Raw genomic sequence first — 21,450 nt, 5'->3', positions numbered from 1 at the left:
TGTTACAAACTAAGCCCTTAACTTTAATAAGAAAAAACAATATATATAATCATCCCCATATTAGCTACTGCAAAACCTGATAAAAAATTCACTGCATCATTGTTCACCCATTCATATCCAGTCAATCGAGCAGTTTTTTTTGAACAATGCATTGTTTTTTCCGTATGCAATCCACATTCTACACATTTATAACCTGCCTGTAAAAAAGCGCCAAGTAAGGTATCCACAAAAGAGCCAGCTAATCCTAAAATAAAAATGGCCACTGTCCAATCGAGGTTAAGATTAAATAACAAATTAGCAGCTTTCGCAATCAACAAGGAGCCTGTGGCTGCTGCGAGTGTTCCAAAACGTGAAATTGCACCCGACGTACCCCTTGGAACCTTCTTAAATCCTTTGATTGATATCGGATCACTTTTGCTTAGAACACCTAATTCTGAAGCCCATGTGTCAGAATTAGCACTGGCAAGAGAAACTGAAAATGCCAGCATCCAAACAGGATCTGGAAACAACAGATTCATAAACCCAGCAATGGCAGCTGTTCCTCCATTGGCAGCAACTTGTGCCCAGTCTCTCGCGGATCCTTTTTCATGCACTTCACCAAGGTTTTCCTTTCGCTTTTGCTTGTACTTAGACAGCAAACTGGATGTCACAAAGAAGATCCCCATAAGAATCAATCCCTTTATTCCAAACCCTGACCAGACGAACAAGCCGGTAACAAATGCAGCGACTGCTCCAGAGAAACTGAGAAACTTCAAATATAAAGAAGCCACCGCAACAGCGGCAATAAAAAATGGGATGATTAATTGCTCAGCCCCCAACTTTATTAACCTCAACATTACTGATAATTTTACTTACCGGAATATCATGAGATTCAATTGGGATGTCTGATACGATTTGACTTTCAAAGGCTAAAGAAAGAGTGTTCCCCTGATAGTTTGCCAGAAAACGGTCGTAGTATCCTCCCCCAAAGCCGAGTCTGTAACCTGTTTTAGAAAAAGCCAGCCCTGGAACAATAACTAAATCAATCTCATTTGGTTTTACTTTTACGGTTTCAGAAACAATTGGCTCTAAAAGTCCGTAATACACTGATTCAAGCTGGGAGAACTGGGTCAACTCCCGAAAATCCAGCACTCTTGATTTTGGTGCACATTTTGGGATAACAATCCTTTTACCTTGCTCCCAGGCTTTCCTGATTATTTGCCAAGTATCAACTTCAGGCATTTTTGACATTGTAATGGCGATCGTTGAAGCCATTTCCCAATATTCATCCAGATAGAGCCGCTGAGCAATTTGGTAGGATAAATGCTCATATTCCGGCAAATTTAGTGCTGACAATTCTTTCCTTACCATTTTACGAAATTCTTTTTTTGCTTCCACTTATTCTTCCTCCAATGGTCACAAAGATATAATCCTATGTATAAACTTTACCATTAATTGCTTCATCATGCTCTGAAAAAAGGCAAAGAAAAAAGCAGCTGGGAAAAATCCCGCTGCTTATTTTGTTTCACGGTGTGCAGTTGTACGTTTTTCTCTTGGGCAATATTTCTTTAGCTCAAGACGATCTGGGTTGTTTCGCTTATTTTTTTTAGAAATATAGTTGCGATCTCCGCACTCTGTGCAAGCTAATGTAATGTTTACACGCATGTAATTTCCCTCCAAACTAATTCAAGCTAGGTTCGTGCATACGACTTTTCTATAATATCACTTTTTGTCGGGAAATGCTAGTGTGTTTTTTAAAAGCATATGATTCAAATTTATTACTGTATTTTTCTCAGTTCCTTCTATTGACCAGCAGCTGCTTTTTTGAGTTTCCCTAGGGCCCATATCCAAATCCAGAGAAAAAAGACTGGCAGCAGCTCCCTTTGCCATAGGCTGATAACTAAGTATACCTGACTCACGGCAAGTCCATAGCCGGTCGGTGCTTACATTCCAAATCGGCTGGACCGTACATTGTTTCATTCTACCCGTACTGTTGATTCCGTTTACCAGGAAAATCCTTTTATCGGCAAAATGATAGATGACATCCTCGCTTGGGGAAACAAAACTGAATTGATCGTTCGCTGTTTCCGTGTACTGCTGCATCAAAATCAACTTTGCATGCCTGCTGTTTTTGGAATGGTTTGTAACAAAAATATCTAAAAACTCTATCTTTGAATGAATATTAGGCTGTCTGATTTTTATAGACATTTCTTCTTTCGGAAGCAATTTCTCGCTTGCATCATCAAGCCAATACACCTTACCGTTAATCCATAAACCTGGTGAAAAAATCAAGGATTTTCTGCAAATGACCATTCCATCATCTTTTTCTGCCTGAAGATAAGCATTTATATTCAATTTAAACCCTCCTTTTCGCAAGAATGCGTTAATAATAAATATTGATACAGATCATCTGTCGCCTTTGCGTTTTTTGACCAGCTGAACTTTTCTCTGACTGCCAGTTTCCCATTCAGGGCTATTTTGTTTGCCAGCTGTTCATTTGCAAGGATAAACTTAATAGAATCAACCAAACTTTTTACATTTCCTGGTTCCATATAAAAGCCTGTCTTTAAATTTTCTGCCAAACCCTGCAGTCCCCCGGTTTGGGCAATGATCGTGGGTTTACCTGCTGCCAGTCCTTCAGCGGCAGCAAGACCAAATGGTTCATACAGGCTTGCGAATACGGTCAAATCAGCTCTTTTTAAAAACCCTTTTCGAATTCCATCCTGAATAAAGCCGATAAAATAAACCGAATCTTCTAATGAAAATTTTTTTACCTTCTGCCTATAAGATTCTAGTAATGGACCATTTCCCGCAATCACAAAGCACAAATTCGGAATGGTTTCTTTCAAGATTGATGCGGCCTTTATCAATGTTTCGAAGCCTTTTTCTTTAACGATTCTTCCAATCGAAAAGATCACCTTTTTCCCATTAATAAAAGGATAAATTTTCTCGACATCTATTTCTTGAAAACTTACCTCCTCCATTATTGACCCATTTGGAATGACTGAAATATTGTTTTCTGGTTCTCCGAACAGCTGCTTAATCTCGTCTGCCATATAGTCACTGCATACAATTACCTTATCTGATGCATGGACAAGAGACTTCTCCTTGTCAAAAACAAATTGCTGCAGCTCGGTAAAGATCCCTTTATTCCGCCCGTATTCTGTGCCATGTATTGTAGCGGCAAGTGGAACGCCTAAGGAACTACTAAGAAATTCCGCTGCAGGACCGGTCATCCAATCATGAGTATGGACCACATCCACTATGGTATCTCGTGCAATGGAAAGCCCCAGGTTGGCTGCTGCTAAATTCAGGCCGCCAATCCATGAAATGAAATTTGAGTCTTGGTCATTTAGGGGAGCCACCCGGTGGATATGCACACCATCCTTCTTTTCATAGCCGGGTGCACCATGTGCCATTGAAGAAATAACATGGATTTCATAATTTCTTTTCACAAGCTCGATGGACAGTGCATGAACATGTCTCGCAAGACCTCCAACAATATGTGGTGGATACTCCCATGAGAGCATAAGAATTGATTTCTTTTGATCGGTTTCTTCCCTCTGAATCACTTCCTGGTGCTCCCTTCGATGTTCTCATAATAGGTGTATGTACTTACCTGCGCAGTCCATTCGGGAGATGTTAAAGGATGATTACTACATTCTGGAGATATCGATTTATCATTTAATATAATTGGATTTGATCTAAGCAATGGAAAAAAATCTGCCTCATTTCGCTTTATTCCAAATTCAACTTCATAATTCCGCTTTTCACTAATCCCTTTAAATAGCCAACTGGATACACCTTGCCGCAAGATCACTTCAAGTATGCATGTTGAATGCTTTGCACCTTCAAAAGCGGATATTTCATACAGCCGCAAAGATTTTACAGTTTTTGCTTCTGGAAGGTCGAAGTAATCGGCCATAAACTTAACCTTTTCATCCTGCAGCTGCCAAAAAACAAATAGCTTTTTAGGCGAAAGGATTCGCGCAGCCAGGTAGTCTGATTCCTTAATTGAACAATTATTGTACTTCGCCACGCTGCACCTCCAAATGAATAGTTTATTGCTCATATTGATCATATATTCTATAAATTTATGTTAGCATTTTAACTACCTTGCTACAATGAACGCAAATTGTCGTAATTTGCACCCTATTGCTTTATCAGCAGAAGAACGAGCAAATAATTTTCTATAGTCAATATGTATTACAAATATGGTCTTTTATCGACATGCTTTACAACGACTGGAAATCATATTATGACAAAACTATCATTTTTTTTTAGGAAAAAAATATAAATCGAAATTTCGAATTTGGAATGGTACACTAACTTTATGTGTTTTAATTACAGCTAGGGAGGAATAACAGATGGGCTATATAATCTTAAGCCTGATTGCCTTGGCCGCCATCCTTTTCATACTTTCTTTCTTTTTAAAGGATCCGTATAAGGAACTGCGCGAGGAAATTGATCAGCTGACAATCCAGCAGATTCAGGATCTCTATCAAATCAAAAAAAAGCTGAAAGTACTCGAAGAAGAATTGCTAGTCAATGATTCAATCCTGGATAAACGATCTTCTTTTAATACAGGAAAAAAGCAAATCCACGATATCATTAAAAACCAAGTATGGTCACTTGCCCAGCAAGGAATGGACCTTAATCAGATTGCAAAGCAGTCTTCACTTTCGACTCAGGAAGTACAGGAAATCATTAATGACTTTGTTGATAAAGGACAGATCGTATGAATAAACGGACAGCACAAGCATTCGCACTAGGGATTCTGTTTTCTGCCATATTCCTTTGGGCAGGAAGCAATGTAATAGCAAATAAAGGTACAGAGCAGAAAGTAACTGTATCCAATGCAAAACAGCTTCTCGAAACTAAAGGTTACAAAGTAATGGACAACAATGAGTTTGCAAAACTCAACGAGAAAAGAACAGCAGCAAAAGAGGAAAAGACAAAAGCAGAAGCTCCTGCTGAAAAAGCTAAACCCGAAGAGGTAAAAGAAGAGAAGAAGTTCACGCTTGTAATCGCTGGCGGCATGACTCCTGGGGACGTGGCAGTTATGCTGAAGAGCCAGGGAATCATCGATGATGAAGATAAATTCGAACGATTCCTGATTGATAAAGGCTACCATATGAAGGTCCAAATCGGGCGGTATGAATTAACCGGCGGCATGGATTATGACCAGATTGCAAAGGTAATTACGAAAAATAGGTAATATCTTATTAGATTGGAGACCCCTTCCGACTGCCGACAAACCAGATGAAAATCGAGTTTGTCGGCAGTCTTTTTTTGTCTGTCTCTTAAATGGTTTGTTGATTTCTAGGCACTTCGTATTCCAATTACTGTTCATCCGAGTAATCAAGAAGCTTTATTGATGTCCTGTTTTTACAGTCTTTATGGTAATAATAAGGCTTTATTGGTGACGTATCTTTCCAGTTTTTGTTCATACAGGTAACTAAGAGGCCTTATTGGCGATCTCTTTTTCCAGTTTTTAGTTCATTCATGTAACCAATAGGCCTTATTGGCGTCCTCTTTTTCCAGTTTTTGTTCATTTATGTAACCAATAGGCCTTATTGGCGTCCTCTTTTTCCAGTTTTTGTTCATTCATGTAACCAATACGCCTTTTTGACTTCCTCTTTTTCCAATTTTTGTTCATCTGTGTAACCAGTAGGCCGTATTGGCGTCCACTTTTTCCAATTTTTGTTTTTCAAGGGAACCAAGAACCCTTATTGCTGGACATATTAACGTGTCAGTATTCTGGGCTACATTCATGTGTGAAAAAGAAGGTAAAATAGCTTCAAAGTATGATCATGACTATTAGCCAGAGAAAAGAGAGGAGACACGCGGAGTTAATCAAGTGGAATATTAATATTAAAAGACAAATGAAATTCAAATTGAGACCATTCCGCACCCCTTTTGTCCATAAACTAAAAGGAGCAGGGAATTCCCTGCTCCTTTCTTTTACTCTATTGGTTAAGGTCATACCTTTTGCCTTTAACGAGGTAGAAAACATTTTCTGCAATGTTTGTAACATGGTCGGCTGCTCTTTCGAGGTATCGGCTTATGAACGATAGCTGAGTAATTTGCGCCAGCTGCTCAGGCTTACTTTGTGCAAGGGACAATAAATCCTTAATTGTCTGGCCATATAGCTCATCAACCTGATCATCCATTTGAGCAACCTGTTTTGCCTTGCCTAAGTCCTCTTCATTGTATGCTTCAAGCGATAATGTCAGCATTTGCAGCGAAAGCTGATGCATCTGCTTGATATGTTCAATAGGTTTTACGAGCGGTTCATTTCCAATCCTGATTGCGGATTTTGCGATATTCACCGCAAAGTCTGCCATTCTTTCAATATCTGTAGCAATCTTGATGGCTACAATTAGCCTTCTTAAATCAACTGCTACTGGCTGCTGTTTTGCAATCAATAAAATCGCAAAATCATTGATTTCTTCTTCAAGAATATTCGCATCAGCATCATCTTCAAGGATTTTTAACGCTAGTTCAATATCTTTATTTTCCAGAGCTTCGAGTGATTTAGTCAGTGCGTTTATTGCAAAATTTCCAAGCTCAAGCAATTTGGCATGCAATGTTTTAAGGTCTTCATCAAATTTTCCTCTAACCACCATGTAATCCTCATCCTTCCAACTGAATTGTATGAAAAATCAACCGAAACGCCCAGTAATATAATCTTCCGTCCTCTTGTCTGAAGGATTGGAGAAAATCTTATCGGTTTCAGCAAATTCGATTACTTCCCCATTCAAGAAGAATGCAGTCTTATCAGATATACGTGCTGCCTGCTGCATATTATGCGTAACGATAATAATGCTGAAATCTTTTTTCAATTCTTGTACAAGTTCCTCAACCTTTAATGTTGATATAGGATCAAGTGCTGATGTAGGTTCGTCCATAAGAATGACGTCTGGTTCAATCGCAAGAGCACGGGCGATGCAGATACGCTGCTGCTGTCCGCCAGAAAGACCATAGGCATTAGAGTTTAAGCGGTCCTTCACTTCATCCCAAATAGCTGCTCCCCTTAGGCTTTTTTCCACGATTTCATCAAGGATTTTCTTGTCGCGAATACCGTGAATTTTTGGACCATAAGCGATATTCTCATAAATTGATTTTGGAAATGGATTTGGTTTTTGGAACACCATTCCTACGCTTGTTCTTAAATCTTCTACCTGATAAGATTTTTCAAGTATGTTTCGTCCTCTATATAAAATTTCACCGGAAATTTTCACTGTTGGGACCAACTCAACCATACGGTTCAACGTCTTAATATATGTGGATTTACCGCAGCCCGACGGCCCGATAATTGCTGTAACTTCATTTTCATTGATCGCTAAATTTATATTTTTCAAAGCATGGCCTTCGCCATACCATAGGTTAAGGTCTTTTGTATCGTATACAACCCTTTTGTGATCCATATTGCCCGCGTTCTGTTTTTCTGCTTTTAAATTTGCTGTTGTCTTATCTGTAACTACTGACATAGGTTAACCCTCCCAGACTAATATCTTTTCTGAAATTTATTACGAATCAAAATGGCAATTGAGTTCATCACGAACAAAACTAACAGTAAAATAACGATTGTCGCAGCTGCAAGGTTTGCATATTCAGCTACCAGTGCCGAGTCAACTGTCCAATAATAAATCTGTACAGGCAAAATCGTAAATTTATCAAAGATGGAGTCCGGTATAGGAATTAACAATGCAGGTATTCCGATTACAACTAAAGGTGCCGTCTCCCCGATCGCACGGGATAATGCAAGAATGACACCAGTTAGAATACCCGGTATAGCAGCAGGCAGAACAACATTTTTAATGGTCTGCCATTTTGTTGCACCCATTCCATAAGATGCTTCCCGTAAAAATTGCGGTACTGCTCGAATAGCTTCCTGGCTCGCAACCACCACTACCGGAAGTACCAGCAAAGCCATAGTTAAACCTCCTGCAAGAACGACAGAACCTAAATCAAGTGTCCTGGCGAATACAGTTAATCCTAGGATACCAAATACTACAGAGGGAACACCAGCAAGATTCGAGATATTTGTTTTGATAAAAGAAGAGATACGGCCTTTTGCTGCATACTCCTCTAAATAAATCGCTGTTCCAATACCCAGAATCATGGTTACTGGAGCTACAACAAGCATCAGCCAGAAGGTACCCATTATTGCTCCCCAAATACCGGCTCTCTCGGGATCTGTAGATAGTCTGTTTGTCAGGAAATCCATATTAATCCATGGCAAGCCATCCGACAATACACGGTAAATTAGTACAACCAACACTACAAGGCCGAATAATGTGGCAATGAAGAAAAGTGCCTTTGCCAGGTTATTGGCTAGTAAACGTGAACCCATTTTTTTATGAACTTGTTTTGCATCTACGTATTTCATATTAATATTCCTCCCTGAACCTGCGAGAGATATATTGAGCGACTAGGTTCATGATCAGCGTAAAAACAAACAAGGTCATGGCGACGGCATAAAGGCTGTAATATAAAGTCGTTCCCGCAGCCGCTTCTCCTCCTGTTACTTCTACGATATAGGCAGTCATAGTCTGCATCGATTGTGTTACATCGAAGGTGAAGTTTTTTGAACTTCCGCTTGCAATCGCTACAATCATCGTTTCCCCTATCGCCCTAGAAATACCGAGCACAAATGAAGCAATGATCCCTGATATCGCTGCAGGAATGACAACTTTCCAGGTTACTTCAAGCTTTGTTGCACCTAAAGCCAAAGCACCCTCTCTCATTGCGTTTGGCACAGAGCTCATTGCATCCTCGGATAAAGAAGCAACCATCGGGATAATCATAATACCCATTACAAGACCTGGGCTCAGAATGTTGGTAGGTTCAAGACCTGGAATAAACGATCTTAAAAGAGGTGTAACAAAAGTGAAAGCAAAAAAACCATAAACAATAGTAGGAATACCAGCTAAAATTTCAAGAATCGGTTTTAAAACTTTCCTTAATTTTTCAGAAGCATATTCACTTAAGAAAATGGCTGTCATAAGTCCAACCGGGATCGCAACGAGCATCGCAATTACAGTTGAAATAAGTGTTCCTGTCAGCAAAGGCAATACACCGAAGACAGCATGATCACCTAATGGCTTTAATTTCGTGCCTGTAAAGAAATCTAGAAAAGGAACGTCTTTGAAAAAGGCGATTGTTTCCGTTAATAAAGTAAGTACAATTCCAATTGTTGTGAAAACAGAGATTGCTGCAATACCGAATAGAATTTTCGGAATAAATTTTTCCGTATAATTGTTGATACTTCGAGTCTTTTTCTTCTCTTGTATCATATCACGCACATTCATTTTTTCATTGCTATCTTGAACAACGCTTTTCGCCAAGTGTAAAACCCCTTTCATCCTTCTTATCCAAGGAAGAACTCTTTTCCTTATCGTACCCCAGGGAAAACAGATTAATTTTTTTAATACACGCAAGAAGATGAGAAGGTTAGACCTCTCATCCTCTTAGTAAAAAGGTTTAAGAATTTACTTCTTTAATCCATTTAAAGTATCAAGAGAAGCCTTGATATCTTCGTCAGATAACGGAGCAAATCCAGTATCTGCTGCAACATCCTTTGCATGCTCCATTGTATAGATCGCATAATCAAGAACTTGCGGCTTATTCTTAGTCTGGTTCACGTTCAAGTATGTGAATACCGGACGAGTGAATGGTGCGTAATCGCCATCTTCTTTGATTGTATCTAATGAAGGCTCAACAGGACCCTTGCCAAAGTCAACTTTAACAGCAGAAAGCTTATCTTTATTGCTGTCATAATATCCGTAACCGAAGAAACCAATTGCGTTTTTATCTTTTGAAACAAGATCCACTAAAGTTGAGTAATCTTGCTGCAGATTGATGTTTCCAGGAAGTTCTTGCTCTCCTAAAATGTTTTCAAACATGAACTCGTATGTGCCGTGGTTTTCGTTCGGGCCATATGTTTTGATTTCTTCATTTGGGAAATCAGCACGTACATCTGACCATTTCTTCTTTCCAGCGCTTGCAAGGAAGATATCTTTAACTTCTTGTTCTGTAAGTTCGGTAGCCCAGTCATTGTCTTTATTAATGACGATTGTAATACCATCTAGAGCAACCTTCATTTCTTGTACATCAATGCCAAGCTTTTCAGCTTCTGCTTTTTCTTCATCTTTTATTTGTCGGGATGCATCATTAAAGTCTGTACCGTCTTTAACAAGGAATTTCTTAAAGCCAGCTGAAGTTCCGGAGCGGCTTACTTCAACAGAGACATTTTCTTGTTCTCCCATATAATCTTCAGCCATACGTGCCATAAAAGGATAAACAGTACCAGAGCCATCAATGACAACACTGCCTTCTAGTTCTTCACCATTTTTACCTTCGTTATCTCCACCACCGCAAGCAGCAGCAAATACCATAAGAGCTGCAAGCATTGAAAACAGGCTCATTTTTTTAAGACTCTTCATTCCTTAATTCCCCCTACGAGATATGGTTGTTTTGTCCTACAGACTAAGAATAAAGCTTTTCTTTTAACGCTGTTTTAACTGAATGTAAAGGTTTTGTAAATTTATCTGATTTACGTGTGAGCTTGTTGAAAAGCAGGTATAAATATCAGGTTTGCCCGCTTGCGGTTAGTATACCCATCACCATAAAAAAAAACTGCCCCAAAAGGGACAGTTTTAGTATTCTATTGTTCAATTTCCGCTTCAATTTCTTCCAGCAGTTCAGCGCCTTCTTCTTTCTTCTCTACTTCCTGGTTTGGCTGTTCGGGATTCATATTTCCTTCCATCCGCTTCTTTTTAAGCTCGAAGTACGTATCAAGCACCCTGCGGGCAATATCATTATTCGCATGATGTCCCTGGCCCCCTTCGTATGCCCACGGTACCATAACGGCCAAGGCGATTTCGGGATTCTCACTAGGTGCATATGCCACAAGGCTCAAGTTCATTACCTCAGGAGGAAGCTGGCCTTCAGGAAACTTCACTGGTCCATCATAGACAGCCTGTGCAGTACCAGTTTTACCTGCTGGCTTATATTCAGCGTTATAGAAGGAACCGTATGCCGTTCCACCCTTTTCCTGCATAACTCTCCTGAAACCTTCCTGCACTCTGTCAAACCATTCTGGTTTGGCATCGACTTTATTAAGAATGACCGGTTCGATTTCTTCCAGCACAGGACCTACTTCATTATTCTTCATAACCGGTTCACGAATTTCTTTCACAATTCTCGGCTGCAGACGATTTCCGCCATTCGCGATCGTTGAAACATATTGCGCAAGCTGAATCGGTGTGTAGGTGTCATACTGGCCGATTGCAAAGTCTAGTAAAAGACCTGGCCTGCGCTCCATTCCTTTAAAACCAATCATTTCATTTGGTAAGTCTATTCCAGTTCTTGCTCCTAGGCCGAATTGGCTGAAATAATTCCTCATTGTATCGAAGGCTTCAGGTTCAAGATATAATGGCTGATCATATTGATAATTACCTTTACCAATATTGATTGCTGTCCTGAACATATAAACATTCGAGGATACTTTCAATGCATTACGGTCATCAAGTGTACCCAATCCTGCTTTCCAGGATTTCTTTGGATTTGTTCCTTTAATTTTGATCGGTGTATCATAAAATGAAGTGCCAGGCTGAATTGCCCCTGTCTTGAAGCCTGTCAAGATTGTGGCTCCTTTTACAGCCGATCCAACGTTATAAGACGTGGTAAAATTACCACTTGCAAAATCCTGCATAATGGTCTTTCCAGTCTTCTCATCCTTTTCAAGTTGTTTTCCTGCAAGTGTGAGGATTTCACCTGTATTCGGGTCCATCAATACTACAAATGCCCTGTCTAGAAGACGGGTTCTTGGCTCCTGTTTTGCTTTTAATAATTCCTCTTCAACGATTTTCTCAACTGCTAACTGCAAGTCCATGTCTACTGTCAGAACAAGATCCTTGCCACGCTGCCCTTCGGTAATTACCTTTGTATCAAGTACATTTCCCGCTTTGTCAGTAATGTTTTTGACCTTTGCTTTTTGACCATGCAGTATATCTTCATATTGCTGTTCGATATAACTAAGGCCAACCCGATCATTCCGGCTATAATCACGTGAAAGATAATATTCAAGCTTTTCTTTAGGCAGCCCTTTCTCAGAATCACTTACTTTTCCAAGAATCGATTTCAGCGTTTTATCAAAAGTATATTCGCGCTCCCAATCAGTAGTTGTATCGACACCAGGAAGCATTTCAAGGTTCTCACTTACAATTGCGAATTCTTCAGGAGTAACATCTTTTTTGACGATTTGCGGAGAAAGCGCGTATCCACTGATTAGTTCACGGAAAATCGCAAGGATTTCTAAATCCTCATCAGACAATTCTTTTAATTCCTTTTCTGTGATCCGGTCCAGCTGAAGATTGTAGATTGCCTTGTCATCCAGCTTTTTCTCATCATACAGATCCCATTCTTCTTTCTTTATTTTTTCCTTTGCTCTTTCTTCATTCCTTAAAATCCAATAATCTTTTTTGTCTCTTTCTCTTACCTTTTTCAAGTCTTCTTTTGTATCTTTTTTAATCAGCTTTGCCAGGCGCTCGGCTACCATTAGCATTTCCTTTGTATCTGTGCTCTGGCTTTTTGTATAAGTAATGGCCTTGCTAGGTGTATTATCGACGATTGTTTTCATATTCCGGTCATACATCTTCCCTCTTGGAACCGGATTATTTACAGTAACATCTTCGGTACGTTCGATTTCTCTCTTAAAATCTTCCCCATATACAATTTGAACAATGCCCAGCCTCAAAATCAGCATTGAAAATAACATAAAAACGGCAAAAAACACCATATTCAGCCTGAATGGCACATGCGTCTTCTTCTTTTTCTTTTTATTCAAGCCTCTCCCACCTCTTCAGTCTGTATGTCCGTGCAATAGCACTAACCTATATTTTATCGAAAAAACTCGATTTTTACTATCATGAAACAGCATAAGAAATTTTTCCCATAACAAAAAACCGGGAAATCCCGGTTATGCTGGAGCTTTTATATGGATTTGCCTAATGAAAAAATAAATGAGTGTATGCCCGCTTCCAAGAACAACGAGAAGAACTGGAATGACTTTCTCCTCTTTGAATAAAGCAATAGCAGCTAAAAACAAAACGATCGAAAAGATACGGCCCATGTTCAAAAATAACTCTCTTACTACTATATATTCGATTCTCATTTCAGCAGCCTTCCACCCTCTTCCTATTACATCATATGTCATGGAGGAATAAGGCACCAGAAGCAAAGGATAAGCAACTGCAATCAGAGCCGCATATAACAACAAGCGTATATAAGTTGGATCGAAAACAATCAGGAATATCGCAAAAAATAGCATAAGGCCTCCGATAAGAATTGCTCTTTTCCTGAATTCCTTTTTCAGCATCCTTGATACGAAAAAATAAGCCAGAAATGAGAAACCCGAATTAATCAGCCCATATGTTCCGAGGGCAAGTTCACTGTCAGTGGCAATGAATACGAAAACCGAAACAATGAAGACAAATACCCCCTCCCTTAATCCCTGGAAAAAATGCGCATTTGTAATCATCCGCCAATTCTTATCATGTTTTCTCTCCGTAATGATCCGCTGAAACCAATACTTTCCGTGGGCTGGCCTTCGTTTTAATGAAAAGCTCAATAAAACAGCGACAGCAAACAGTCCTAGAGAAAGACCGAATACGACTGTATAACCCGTGAACTTTTCAAGTCTGGAAATAATTATACCAGCAGCAAACGGACCAATCATTCCTCCTACAGATCCAAGAATCCCGAGAAAGCCATTAAAGAAATCCCTTGTCTCCGGTTCTGTGATTTCAAATGTAAGCACGTTATAAGCAAGCCAATAAAAACCATAGCCAATACCCAGTAAAGCACCTAATAAAAGCAAATAATCGGACGCTCTTGTTCCAACAAACAGAACAGTTACGTAAAACAAAGCTAAGAATATCACTCCAATGCGGAGCACAATCACTCTGTCTACTTTTTTAGCCCATCTGCCTGCAAGGATGAATGTCAATGGCTGCGCCACCACAACTGATAAATTGTATAATCCTAAATCGGCAAGCTCTCCAGATTGCTTCCATAAGTATATATTTACAAAGGTATTAGAAAGGGCAATGCTCAATGAGTACAGTCCCCCAATAATCAATAGGAGCGTTAAATCCTTTGTAAGTTCGATATCTCCTAATAATTTTTTTACTTTGCTCATGATCTACTCCCCTTTTCTCTAGGGTAGTTTCTAACAAAGTAAACAGCGTTATGCAGTTTTTTGCCATTGTAATTAGGAGACATGTTCGAGGCATACCGACAGAGAAACAAAAAAAGGCTGCAAATGATTGCAGCCTTCCCTTTTAAGATAATATTACTTTGCAGCGTTGTAGCGGTTGTTAACTTCTTCCCAGTTTACAACATTCCAGAACGCGCCAATGTATTCTGGTCTTCTGTTTTGGTAATTCAGGTAATATGCATGCTCCCATACATCAAGTCCAAGAATAGGAGTCTTTCCTTCCATTAAAGGAGAGTCCTGGTTTGGAGTACTAGTAACTTCTAGTTCTCCATTGTTAACTGCTAACCAAGCCCAGCCAGAACCGAAGCGAGTTGTAGCAGCTTTTGAGAATTCTTCTTTGAAGCCTTCGAAGCCGCCGAATTTTGTGTTGATTGCTTCAGCTAATTCTCCAGTAGGCTCGCCGCCGCCATTTGGAGAAATGACTTGCCAGAATAAAGAGTGGTTAGCATGCCCGCCACCGTTATTGCGTACAGCTGTGCGTGCAGCTTCAGGAACTGCATCAAGGTTTGAAATAACTTCTTCAACAGTTTTAGAAAGAAGCTCTTCATTGCCTTCCAAAGCGTTATTAAGGTTTGTTACATAAGTATTGTGGTGCTTAGTGTGGTGAATATTCATTGTTTCTTTGTCGATGTGTGGCTCAAGTGCATCGTATGCATACGGTAATTGTGGTAATTCAAATGCCATTTTTAACATCCTCCTATGTATCGTGGTACACTTTCTCGAACAAATCTATCTTATTATTCAGACATTAGAATTGTTCTAAAAGCGCTTCATCATTAGATTACCAGAGAACGGTAATCGATTCAAATAAAATGCTCTAAACCAACGTAATTAAAATCCCCGTTTATTATATGTTTTATACTTAAATCTTACGGTAACTTAAAAATAGGGACGAAATTCTCGAAAACCCCCACTATAATCAACATCAAGGCATCTATTCCATATGTTTTAAATTACCTGTTTTGAACAAGAATCAAGTTTTCGAAAAATCGTCAAAAATACACAAACGGCTATCTGTCAACGATTTAAGTCGCAGCAAGCTATATCGACACCCATATTATCCCAATACCTCATTGACATCATATTATGAATTCTTTTAAATCAAAGGTGTAGAGGCAAAGTAAGGAGACGATCGTGTTGGATAAAAATATTTCATTATACAGTTTAATTTTACAAAACTTCATTGATAAGGAAACGATTCAAAAAATTAAACCCGACACAATACTATTTCAGGAAGAAGAAAATGTGAACCATGTTTATGTCATCTTGAGCGGCAGTGTTTCAGTGGGGCGTGTACATGTGAAAGGCAAGGAATTCATCCTGAAGATTTTAAATGGCGAAGAAATGATCATTGAATATGAGTTGTTTAAACATTCCCCGCGTTATCACTTTTCTGCCAAGACACTTACTGAGTGTGAAATCCTAATGATTAAAAGAGAACAATTCGAAGAAATGATCATGAAGGATCAATCAGCAATGAATGCACTTGTCAATTGGCTAAGCACCCGCTATTTAAAAGCACAGATGAAATGCCAGGATTTAATTATGAATGGCAAAAAAGGCGGACTTTATTCGATTCTAATTCGTTTAAGCAATAGCTACGGGGTAATGACTGACGATGGAATCCTGATCGATTTGCCACTTACACACCAGGAACTGGCCAATCTTACCTACGGAACCCGGGAGGTTGTACAAAGAATGCTGAAGGAATTACGTGAGAAAGACATCATTTCATATGATCAGCTCAAGTTTACTATAAAAAACCTTGCTTATTTGAAAAGAGAAGTGGATTGCCAGAATTGCTCATTTGAAATTTGCGGGCTCAATTAAAGAAGAAAAATCGTGCTTTGCAGGCACGATTTTTTTAATAAGGCTGTGTTAAACTTGTCTGCTGATTTCCGCTCCAGGCACTCGCTTTCCGGAGGGCGCCAGGAGCTAAAAATCAACGTTGTCCTTTAACACCCAGCCAATAATAAAAACATTTTGCTCGTTATCTCCCTGTTAGAGAACAAGGATAAAGAAGTAAATCAGCATGACCGCCTGAATGATTCCCTTAGTAATCACACTGCTAACAAATCCTATCACTGAACCAAAGCCGATTTTGACCGCATCGTTTAAATTTTTCTTATTCACTACAAGTTCTGCGAGTGCTGCGCCTAAAAAAGGACCAATAATAATGCCCAGGAATGGGATTACAAATGGACCAACAAGCAATCCTATCGTGCTCCCCCAAATGCCTGCTTTGCTGCCGCCATACTTTTTCACACCAATTATATTTGCTATATAATCAGCGCCAAACAACAGAATGACAAACAGTCCCTGTACAGTCCAGAATATCCAGTTAAACGGATCGAATGAAAAAAAGACTCCATATATTACAAAGCCACCCAATAATAAAAGGACACCCGGCAAAATTGGAAAAACCAATGCTGCAAAAGCACCTGCAAATAACAAACCGATGATTGTCCAATAAATATAATCCATCATTTGACCATTCCTTCTCACACAAATTAGACCCTGATTTGCATATTAAAATAAGCAAGGGCTTCCCCTTGCTTATTTTACCACTATTTCTGATCTCCCAAAACGTATTCAGCGATATTAACTGCATGATCGCCAATCCGCTCAAGATTGCTGATAATATCAACAAAGACAATTCCTGCCTGACCAGTGCATTGTCCTTCATTCATTCGCAGGATATGCTGCTTTCTAAGTGTACGTTCCATACTGTCTATTTCATTTTCTTTTTTTACAACGTCTGTGGCTGCTTCAAGGTTCTTCTGATCCAATGCTTGCAATGCCTCTTCAACGGTCTTGACTGTAAGGCTGAACATCGTTTCAAGATCGGCCATTGCTGAATCAGTAATCTTCACTTTATTAGCCAGCTGATATTCAACCAATTCAAGGATATTTTCAAAGTGGTCACCGATTCTCTCAATATCACGGACAGTATCAATCAGCATACTGTGTTCTTCAGATTCATGCTCAGATAATGAGCTTGTTGCTAAATCTACTAGATAATCGGTTATCTTGCGATCTAAATTATTGATTGCTTCCTCAAGCTGATATGCACTAGCGGAATGTTTTGTGTTTTTTGTCTTTAAGAATTGGTTCGTTTCTTCAAGACCTTTTAAAGCGAACTTACCCATGCGCAGCACTTCCTCCTTCGCCTGGCCAAGTGCAATTGAAGGAGATTGTTCAATAAACACTGGGTCAAGGTGCTGTGCTTTATAATCGATGATAGCATCTTCACCAGGAATAAGCTTCGTAACGACGATCGCCAAGCCAGCGACAAACGGAAGCTGGATAAGTGTATTGGTTGTATTGAATATTCCGTGAGCGAACGCTATCGTCATTTCAGGATTTAATCCCAGGCTGCCCCTGATCATTTCAATGACATAGGTAAAGGGACTCAGCAGGATCAAGAAGATCGTTGTTCCAATAAGGTTAAACAGTACATGTGTTGCTGCAGCTCTTTTGGCAGCTACTGAGGTGCCGATCGCCGCAAGGATAGCCGTTATCGTTGTTCCAATATTATCTCCAAATAAAACCGGTAAAGCACCATCAAGATTGATTAAATTCTCAGCGTGCAAACCTTGGAGTATCCCAATAGTTGCGCTTGAACTCTGGACAATAACAGTAAACAACGTTCCAATGAGTACTCCAAGCAGTGGGTTCGAACTAAGTTCTACGGTTAATTCGTGAAAAGATTCTAGAGAACGCAGTGGTTTCATTCCTCCGCTCATCAATTCTAAACCATAAAATAAAGCACCAAATCCAAAAACAATTTGGCCAACATTATGTATTTTTTTATTTTTAAAGAAGAATAAAAGAATTGATCCTAACGCAATAATTGGTAAAGCATACTCACCTACGTCTATACCGATGATGAAGGCTGTGATTGTTGTACCAATGTTTGCTCCCATAATGACTCCAATTGCCTGGCGCAGTGTCATAAAGCCCGCACTTACGAGACCAACTGTGATAACAGTTGTAGCTGAACTGCTTTGCACCAATACAGTAACAATCAAACCTGCTAGTACACCCATTACTGGATTAGTGGTATAACGATCCAGAACATCTCTTAAGCGCTCGCCTGCTGATTTTTGCAAACCATCACCCATGAATTTTATGCCATATAAGAAGATTCCAAGACCGCCAAAGAATTCAAACAGCATTTCTTGTAAATTCAATTCCATTATTCCAACCCCTTGATCGATTTCGACAAACATCTACAAACTCACACCATTATGAAGCAAATATTAATTAATAGTAAATGGTTTATGAATCGAATTTACAATACCTTAACATTACCAGTCTATGTTACAAAATTGTTACAAAGCGAGATTGAATTGCTTGTGCAACCACAGTTGAAAATATAAAATAGGAACGTGAATCTATTAAAGGACGTGGATCGATGAATATTTTTACTCAATTTGCCAAAAGCATATATTCACCAAAGGATATTGCGTTATTCCGCTTTCAAGGCATTGGGAAAACGATTTTATACGTATTTCTGCTAACCATAATTTCAGTTATACCAGCATCTTATTACACAGCAGTGGCAATCAATGAAGCAGTCAATACTGCGAAAGAAACACTGGAAGCGAAATTGCCCTATTTTACAATAGAAAAGGGAGTACTTAAATCAGAAATCAAGGAGCCTCTTACCATTGATAGTGGGAGTGTTACAATCATTTTTGATTCTACTGGCGCAGTAGAACAAGAAGATATGGCAGGAATGGAATCTACCTTCGCGTTGCTAAAGAACGAAGCTGTTTTAGCAGCAGGAGGGGAATCAAATTCATTTCCATACAGCTTGATTAATGATGGGACAATGTCTAAACAGGATATTATCAGCATGCTCAGCAGTGCTTCCTCCTCCCTTCCTATTTTTATTGGATTAATCATTATTGCCATCTATGTTTTTTCTAGCGGCATGAAGTTCATTGAAATTTCTATTCTCGCTGTATTCGGTCTATTATTAAAAAATCTTGCAGGGAAAAATCTTCATTATAAAGACTTGTGGAGAATGGCCGCTTATAGCATCACTCTTCCTACCTTATTTTTCACGATCATGTCATTGTTGAAAACAACAGTTCCTTACAGCTTCATGATTAACTGGTTTGTTGGATCCATGATGCTATTGCTGGCTATTAAGGAAGTTGCTACACTAAAAAAGAATATGGATTAAAATGCGCCCCTTGGCGTTTTTTTTGGACTTCGGTATCGAGAGTGGTCGTTATAAGCTTTCTTATGACCATTCATCGAGCTGGTTTCGTAAAATATTGCTAATAGAATAGAGGTTGACTTCCATTCTAGGTTACTCGCTTTACACTTGTAAGAATTAAGAAAAATCACAAGTATACAGCCAACCATTGTTTTAAAAAATCCACTTGTTTATGCTCTATGGTAAAGTTCATAGTTGATTTTTAAAATCTTCTATAAAAATAAGCAGAAAAAATCTATTAAATATGTTCTCAACTCTATTTTTCCTGCATAAGTTTTGATATAGGCTCTTAAAGGGAGGAAAATCCTATGAAAAAACTTGCAGGATTCCTGTTTCTAGTAGTAATCGTATATGCCATTTACAATGATTTAAGTGCAGGCACTCTACCTGCTGCAAATATGCAAAAGATAGAAACCGTCGAAAAAGTAGTCAAAAAGCAGAAAGTGGAGGAAGGACCGAATAACACAAATAATATTCCATACTTTGAACACGAGGTAAAACCAGGAGATACCGTTTTATCTGTGCTGGACAGTAACTCAAAAAGCCAACTCGCAGTGCCGATATCAAAAGCTGTTGCGGATTTCAAATTACTGAATGATGGTACAGACCCTCAAAAAATCAAGTTTGGCAAAACATATAAATTTCCGGATTACAGCGAAGGAAATTAGCAAAGGCTAACAATTATAGTCTTTCCTTGTCAATATGAACAAAAGATTGATAAAATGGGGTTGTGCATCATTTGAAATTTATAAGATGAATTCCATTTTTTAAAGGAGCGAATCACCGTTGAGTGAAATTATACATCGTACCAAAACCCGCCCAATTAAAGTTGGGAATTTAACAATAGGGGGCAACAATGAAGTTGTCATCCAAAGTATGACAACAACAAAGACGCACGACGTTGAAGCTACTGTAGCTGAAATCAAACGCCTCGAAGAAGCAGGCTGTCAAATCGTCCGAGTTGCTTGTCCAGATGAAAGAGCCGCGAATGCAATTCCTGAAATCAAGAAACGCATCAATATTCCGCTTGTGGTCGATATTCACTTCGATTACCGTTTAGCGCTGAAGGCAATTGAAGGCGGAGCAGACAAAATCAGGATCAACCCTGGTAATATCGGCAAACGCGAAAAGGTAGAAGCGGTCGTGCAGGCTGCGAAAGAACGCGGTATCCCTATCAGAATTGGTGTTAATGCAGGTTCCTTGGAAAGACGCATTCTAGAAAAGTATGGCTACCCTACTGCAGATGGAATGGTCGAAAGTGCATTGCACCACATTAAGATCCTAGAGGATCTGGATTTCCATAATATCATCGTTTCTATGAAGGCATCTGATGTCAATTTAGCCATCGAAGCATATGAAAAAGCAGCTAAGGCATTTGACTATCCGCTTCATCTTGGAATCACAGAATCAGGCACTTTATTTGCGGGAACAGTAAAAAGTGCTGCAGGACTTGGAGCCATCCTTAGCAAGGGAATTGGGAACACGGTAAGGGTAAGCTTAAGTGCGGATCCTGTTGAAGAGGTAAAGGTTGCAAGAGAATTATTAAAGTCGTTTGGCCTCGCCGCTAATGCTGCGACACTAATTTCATGTCCAACATGCGGAAGAATTGAAATCGACTTAATCAGCATTGCCAACGAGGTAGAAGAATACATTTCAAAAATCAAAGCCCCCATCAAGGTTGCAGTCCTTGGCTGCGCTGTAAATGGTCCTGGTGAAGCGCGTGAGGCAGATATCGGCATTGCGGGAGCAAGAGGGGAAGGGTTGTTATTCCGTAAGGGAGAGATAGTCCGTAAAGTCCCTGAAGCGACAATGGTAGAGGAATTGAAGAAGGAAATCGATAAAATTGCTGAAGAAAAGCTGCGTGAAGCTGCAGAAGCGGCTGCCACGGTCCAGCAATAAGTACCAGCAATAAGTAAAGGAAAGACCCGGGAAGAGATGAACTGTGCCCCCTTTT

General features: G+C 39.4%; 22 protein-coding genes. 6 read left to right on the top strand and 16 right to left on the bottom strand.

Annotation, left to right across the window (positions count from 1 at the left end):
- Window positions 1-23 precede the first annotated feature (23 nt).
- From V7201_RS02065 to V7201_RS02040, 6 genes are all read right to left on the bottom strand, one after another.
- Window positions 24-818, bottom strand: a complete 795-nt coding sequence (locus tag V7201_RS02065) for a DUF92 domain-containing protein (protein ID WP_335375120.1) — start codon at window positions 816-818, stop codon at window positions 24-26.
- A complete protein-coding gene (locus V7201_RS02060) occupies window positions 808-1,377 on the bottom strand; it encodes a 5-formyltetrahydrofolate cyclo-ligase (RefSeq protein ID WP_335375119.1) in 570 nt (189 codons plus the stop codon). Before V7201_RS02060 ends, V7201_RS02065 begins: the two co-directional genes overlap by 11 nt.
- Window positions 1,378-1,494: 117 nt before the next feature.
- Window positions 1,495-1,644 (bottom strand): 50S ribosomal protein L33, encoded by a 150-nt coding sequence (gene rpmG, locus V7201_RS02055; protein ID WP_071395755.1) that lies wholly within the window; start codon window positions 1,642-1,644, stop codon window positions 1,495-1,497.
- A 57-nt stretch (window positions 1,645-1,701) separates the two neighbouring features.
- A complete protein-coding gene (locus V7201_RS02050; protein WP_335375118.1) occupies window positions 1,702-2,334 on the bottom strand; it encodes a hypothetical protein in 633 nt (210 codons plus the stop codon).
- Window positions 2,331-3,551, bottom strand: coding sequence for a glycosyltransferase family 4 protein (locus V7201_RS02045; RefSeq protein ID WP_335375117.1), 1,221 nt, complete (start codon window positions 3,549-3,551; stop codon window positions 2,331-2,333). The genes V7201_RS02050 and V7201_RS02045 overlap by 4 nt, the downstream gene beginning before the upstream one ends.
- Window positions 3,548-4,018, bottom strand: a complete 471-nt coding sequence (locus tag V7201_RS02040; protein WP_335375116.1) for a DUF4912 domain-containing protein — start codon at window positions 4,016-4,018, stop codon at window positions 3,548-3,550. The genes V7201_RS02045 and V7201_RS02040 overlap by 4 nt, the downstream gene beginning before the upstream one ends.
- A 328-nt stretch (window positions 4,019-4,346) precedes the next feature.
- On the opposite strand from V7201_RS02040, the gene V7201_RS02035 reads away from it, so the two are divergent.
- A complete protein-coding gene (locus V7201_RS02035; RefSeq protein ID WP_335375115.1) occupies window positions 4,347-4,721 on the top strand; it encodes a hypothetical protein in 375 nt (124 codons plus the stop codon).
- The gene (locus tag V7201_RS02030) at window positions 4,718-5,197 is read left to right on the top strand and encodes a hypothetical protein (protein WP_335375114.1); all 480 of its coding nucleotides are present in this window, start codon (window positions 4,718-4,720) and stop codon (window positions 5,195-5,197) included. Before V7201_RS02035 ends, V7201_RS02030 begins: the two co-directional genes overlap by 4 nt.
- Before the next feature lie 751 nt (window positions 5,198-5,948).
- On the opposite strand, the gene phoU is transcribed toward V7201_RS02030, so the two are convergent.
- From phoU to V7201_RS01990, 8 genes are all read right to left on the bottom strand, one after another.
- Window positions 5,949-6,608: a phosphate signaling complex protein PhoU gene (phoU, locus tag V7201_RS02025; RefSeq protein ID WP_335375113.1), complete on the bottom strand. Its 660-nt coding sequence runs from the start codon at window positions 6,606-6,608 to the stop codon at window positions 5,949-5,951.
- A 36-nt stretch (window positions 6,609-6,644) separates the two neighbouring features.
- On the bottom strand, window positions 6,645-7,409 hold the full coding sequence (gene pstB / locus V7201_RS02020; RefSeq protein WP_335375161.1) for a phosphate ABC transporter ATP-binding protein PstB: 765 nt from the start codon (window positions 7,407-7,409) through the stop codon (window positions 6,645-6,647).
- Window positions 7,410-7,489: 80 nt separating this feature from the next.
- The gene (gene pstA / locus V7201_RS02015) at window positions 7,490-8,374 is read right to left on the bottom strand and encodes a phosphate ABC transporter permease PstA (protein ID WP_335375112.1); all 885 of its coding nucleotides are present in this window, start codon (window positions 8,372-8,374) and stop codon (window positions 7,490-7,492) included.
- 1 nt (window position 8,375) lies between these two features.
- Entirely contained in the window at window positions 8,376-9,296 is a 921-nt protein-coding gene (gene pstC / locus V7201_RS02010) for a phosphate ABC transporter permease subunit PstC (protein WP_438825004.1), read from the bottom strand.
- 180 nt (window positions 9,297-9,476) lie between these two features.
- Complete coding sequence (locus V7201_RS02005) at window positions 9,477-10,430, bottom strand: PstS family phosphate ABC transporter substrate-binding protein (RefSeq protein ID WP_335375110.1); 954 nt, start codon at window positions 10,428-10,430, stop codon at window positions 9,477-9,479.
- 221 nt (window positions 10,431-10,651) lie between these two features.
- Complete coding sequence (locus tag V7201_RS02000; protein ID WP_335375160.1) at window positions 10,652-12,787, bottom strand: peptidoglycan D,D-transpeptidase FtsI family protein; 2,136 nt, start codon at window positions 12,785-12,787, stop codon at window positions 10,652-10,654.
- Window positions 12,788-12,967: 180 nt separating this feature from the next.
- Window positions 12,968-14,188, bottom strand: coding sequence for an MFS transporter (locus V7201_RS01995; RefSeq protein ID WP_335375109.1), 1,221 nt, complete (start codon window positions 14,186-14,188; stop codon window positions 12,968-12,970).
- Between the two features lie 153 nt (window positions 14,189-14,341).
- Window positions 14,342-14,950, bottom strand: a complete 609-nt coding sequence (locus V7201_RS01990) for a superoxide dismutase (protein ID WP_335375108.1) — start codon at window positions 14,948-14,950, stop codon at window positions 14,342-14,344.
- A 450-nt stretch (window positions 14,951-15,400) separates the two neighbouring features.
- Here V7201_RS01990 and V7201_RS01985 point away from each other — a divergent pair, with 450 nt between their 5' ends.
- On the top strand, window positions 15,401-16,096 hold the full coding sequence (locus V7201_RS01985; protein WP_335375107.1) for a Crp/Fnr family transcriptional regulator: 696 nt from the start codon (window positions 15,401-15,403) through the stop codon (window positions 16,094-16,096).
- 171 nt (window positions 16,097-16,267) lie between these two features.
- Here V7201_RS01985 and V7201_RS01980 read toward each other — a convergent pair whose 3' ends face one another.
- Window positions 16,268-16,750 carry a DUF456 domain-containing protein gene (locus V7201_RS01980; protein WP_335375159.1) on the bottom strand — a complete coding sequence of 161 codons (483 nt, stop codon included), beginning with the start codon at window positions 16,748-16,750 and terminating at the stop codon, window positions 16,268-16,270.
- Between the two features lie 83 nt (window positions 16,751-16,833).
- Window positions 16,834-18,465 (bottom strand): Na/Pi cotransporter family protein, encoded by a 1,632-nt coding sequence (locus tag V7201_RS01975; RefSeq protein ID WP_335375106.1) that lies wholly within the window; start codon window positions 18,463-18,465, stop codon window positions 16,834-16,836.
- 218 nt (window positions 18,466-18,683) lie between these two features.
- Between V7201_RS01975 and V7201_RS01970 the strand changes: the two genes are divergently transcribed.
- The 3 genes from V7201_RS01970 to ispG all read left to right on the top strand — a co-directional run bounded on the left by V7201_RS01970 (window position 18,684) and on the right by ispG (window position 21,395).
- On the top strand, window positions 18,684-19,460 hold the full coding sequence (locus V7201_RS01970) for a DUF1189 domain-containing protein (RefSeq protein ID WP_335375105.1): 777 nt from the start codon (window positions 18,684-18,686) through the stop codon (window positions 19,458-19,460).
- 344 nt (window positions 19,461-19,804) lie between these two features.
- Window positions 19,805-20,164, top strand: coding sequence for a hypothetical protein (locus V7201_RS01965; protein WP_335375104.1), 360 nt, complete (start codon window positions 19,805-19,807; stop codon window positions 20,162-20,164).
- Between the two features lie 127 nt (window positions 20,165-20,291).
- Window positions 20,292-21,395 (top strand): flavodoxin-dependent (E)-4-hydroxy-3-methylbut-2-enyl-diphosphate synthase, encoded by a 1,104-nt coding sequence (gene ispG / locus V7201_RS01960; RefSeq protein ID WP_335375158.1) that lies wholly within the window; start codon window positions 20,292-20,294, stop codon window positions 21,393-21,395.
- The last annotated feature ends 55 nt before the right edge of the window (window positions 21,396-21,450 follow it).

Origin of the sequence: Bacillus sp. JJ1122, from assembly GCF_036964885.1 — a bacterium.
In the GTDB taxonomy this organism is placed as follows: Bacteria; Bacillota; Bacilli; order Bacillales; family Cytobacillaceae; genus Mesobacillus.
The sequence above is the reverse complement of the archived record's forward strand: the minus strand, read 5'-3'. Positions and strand labels throughout refer to the sequence as shown.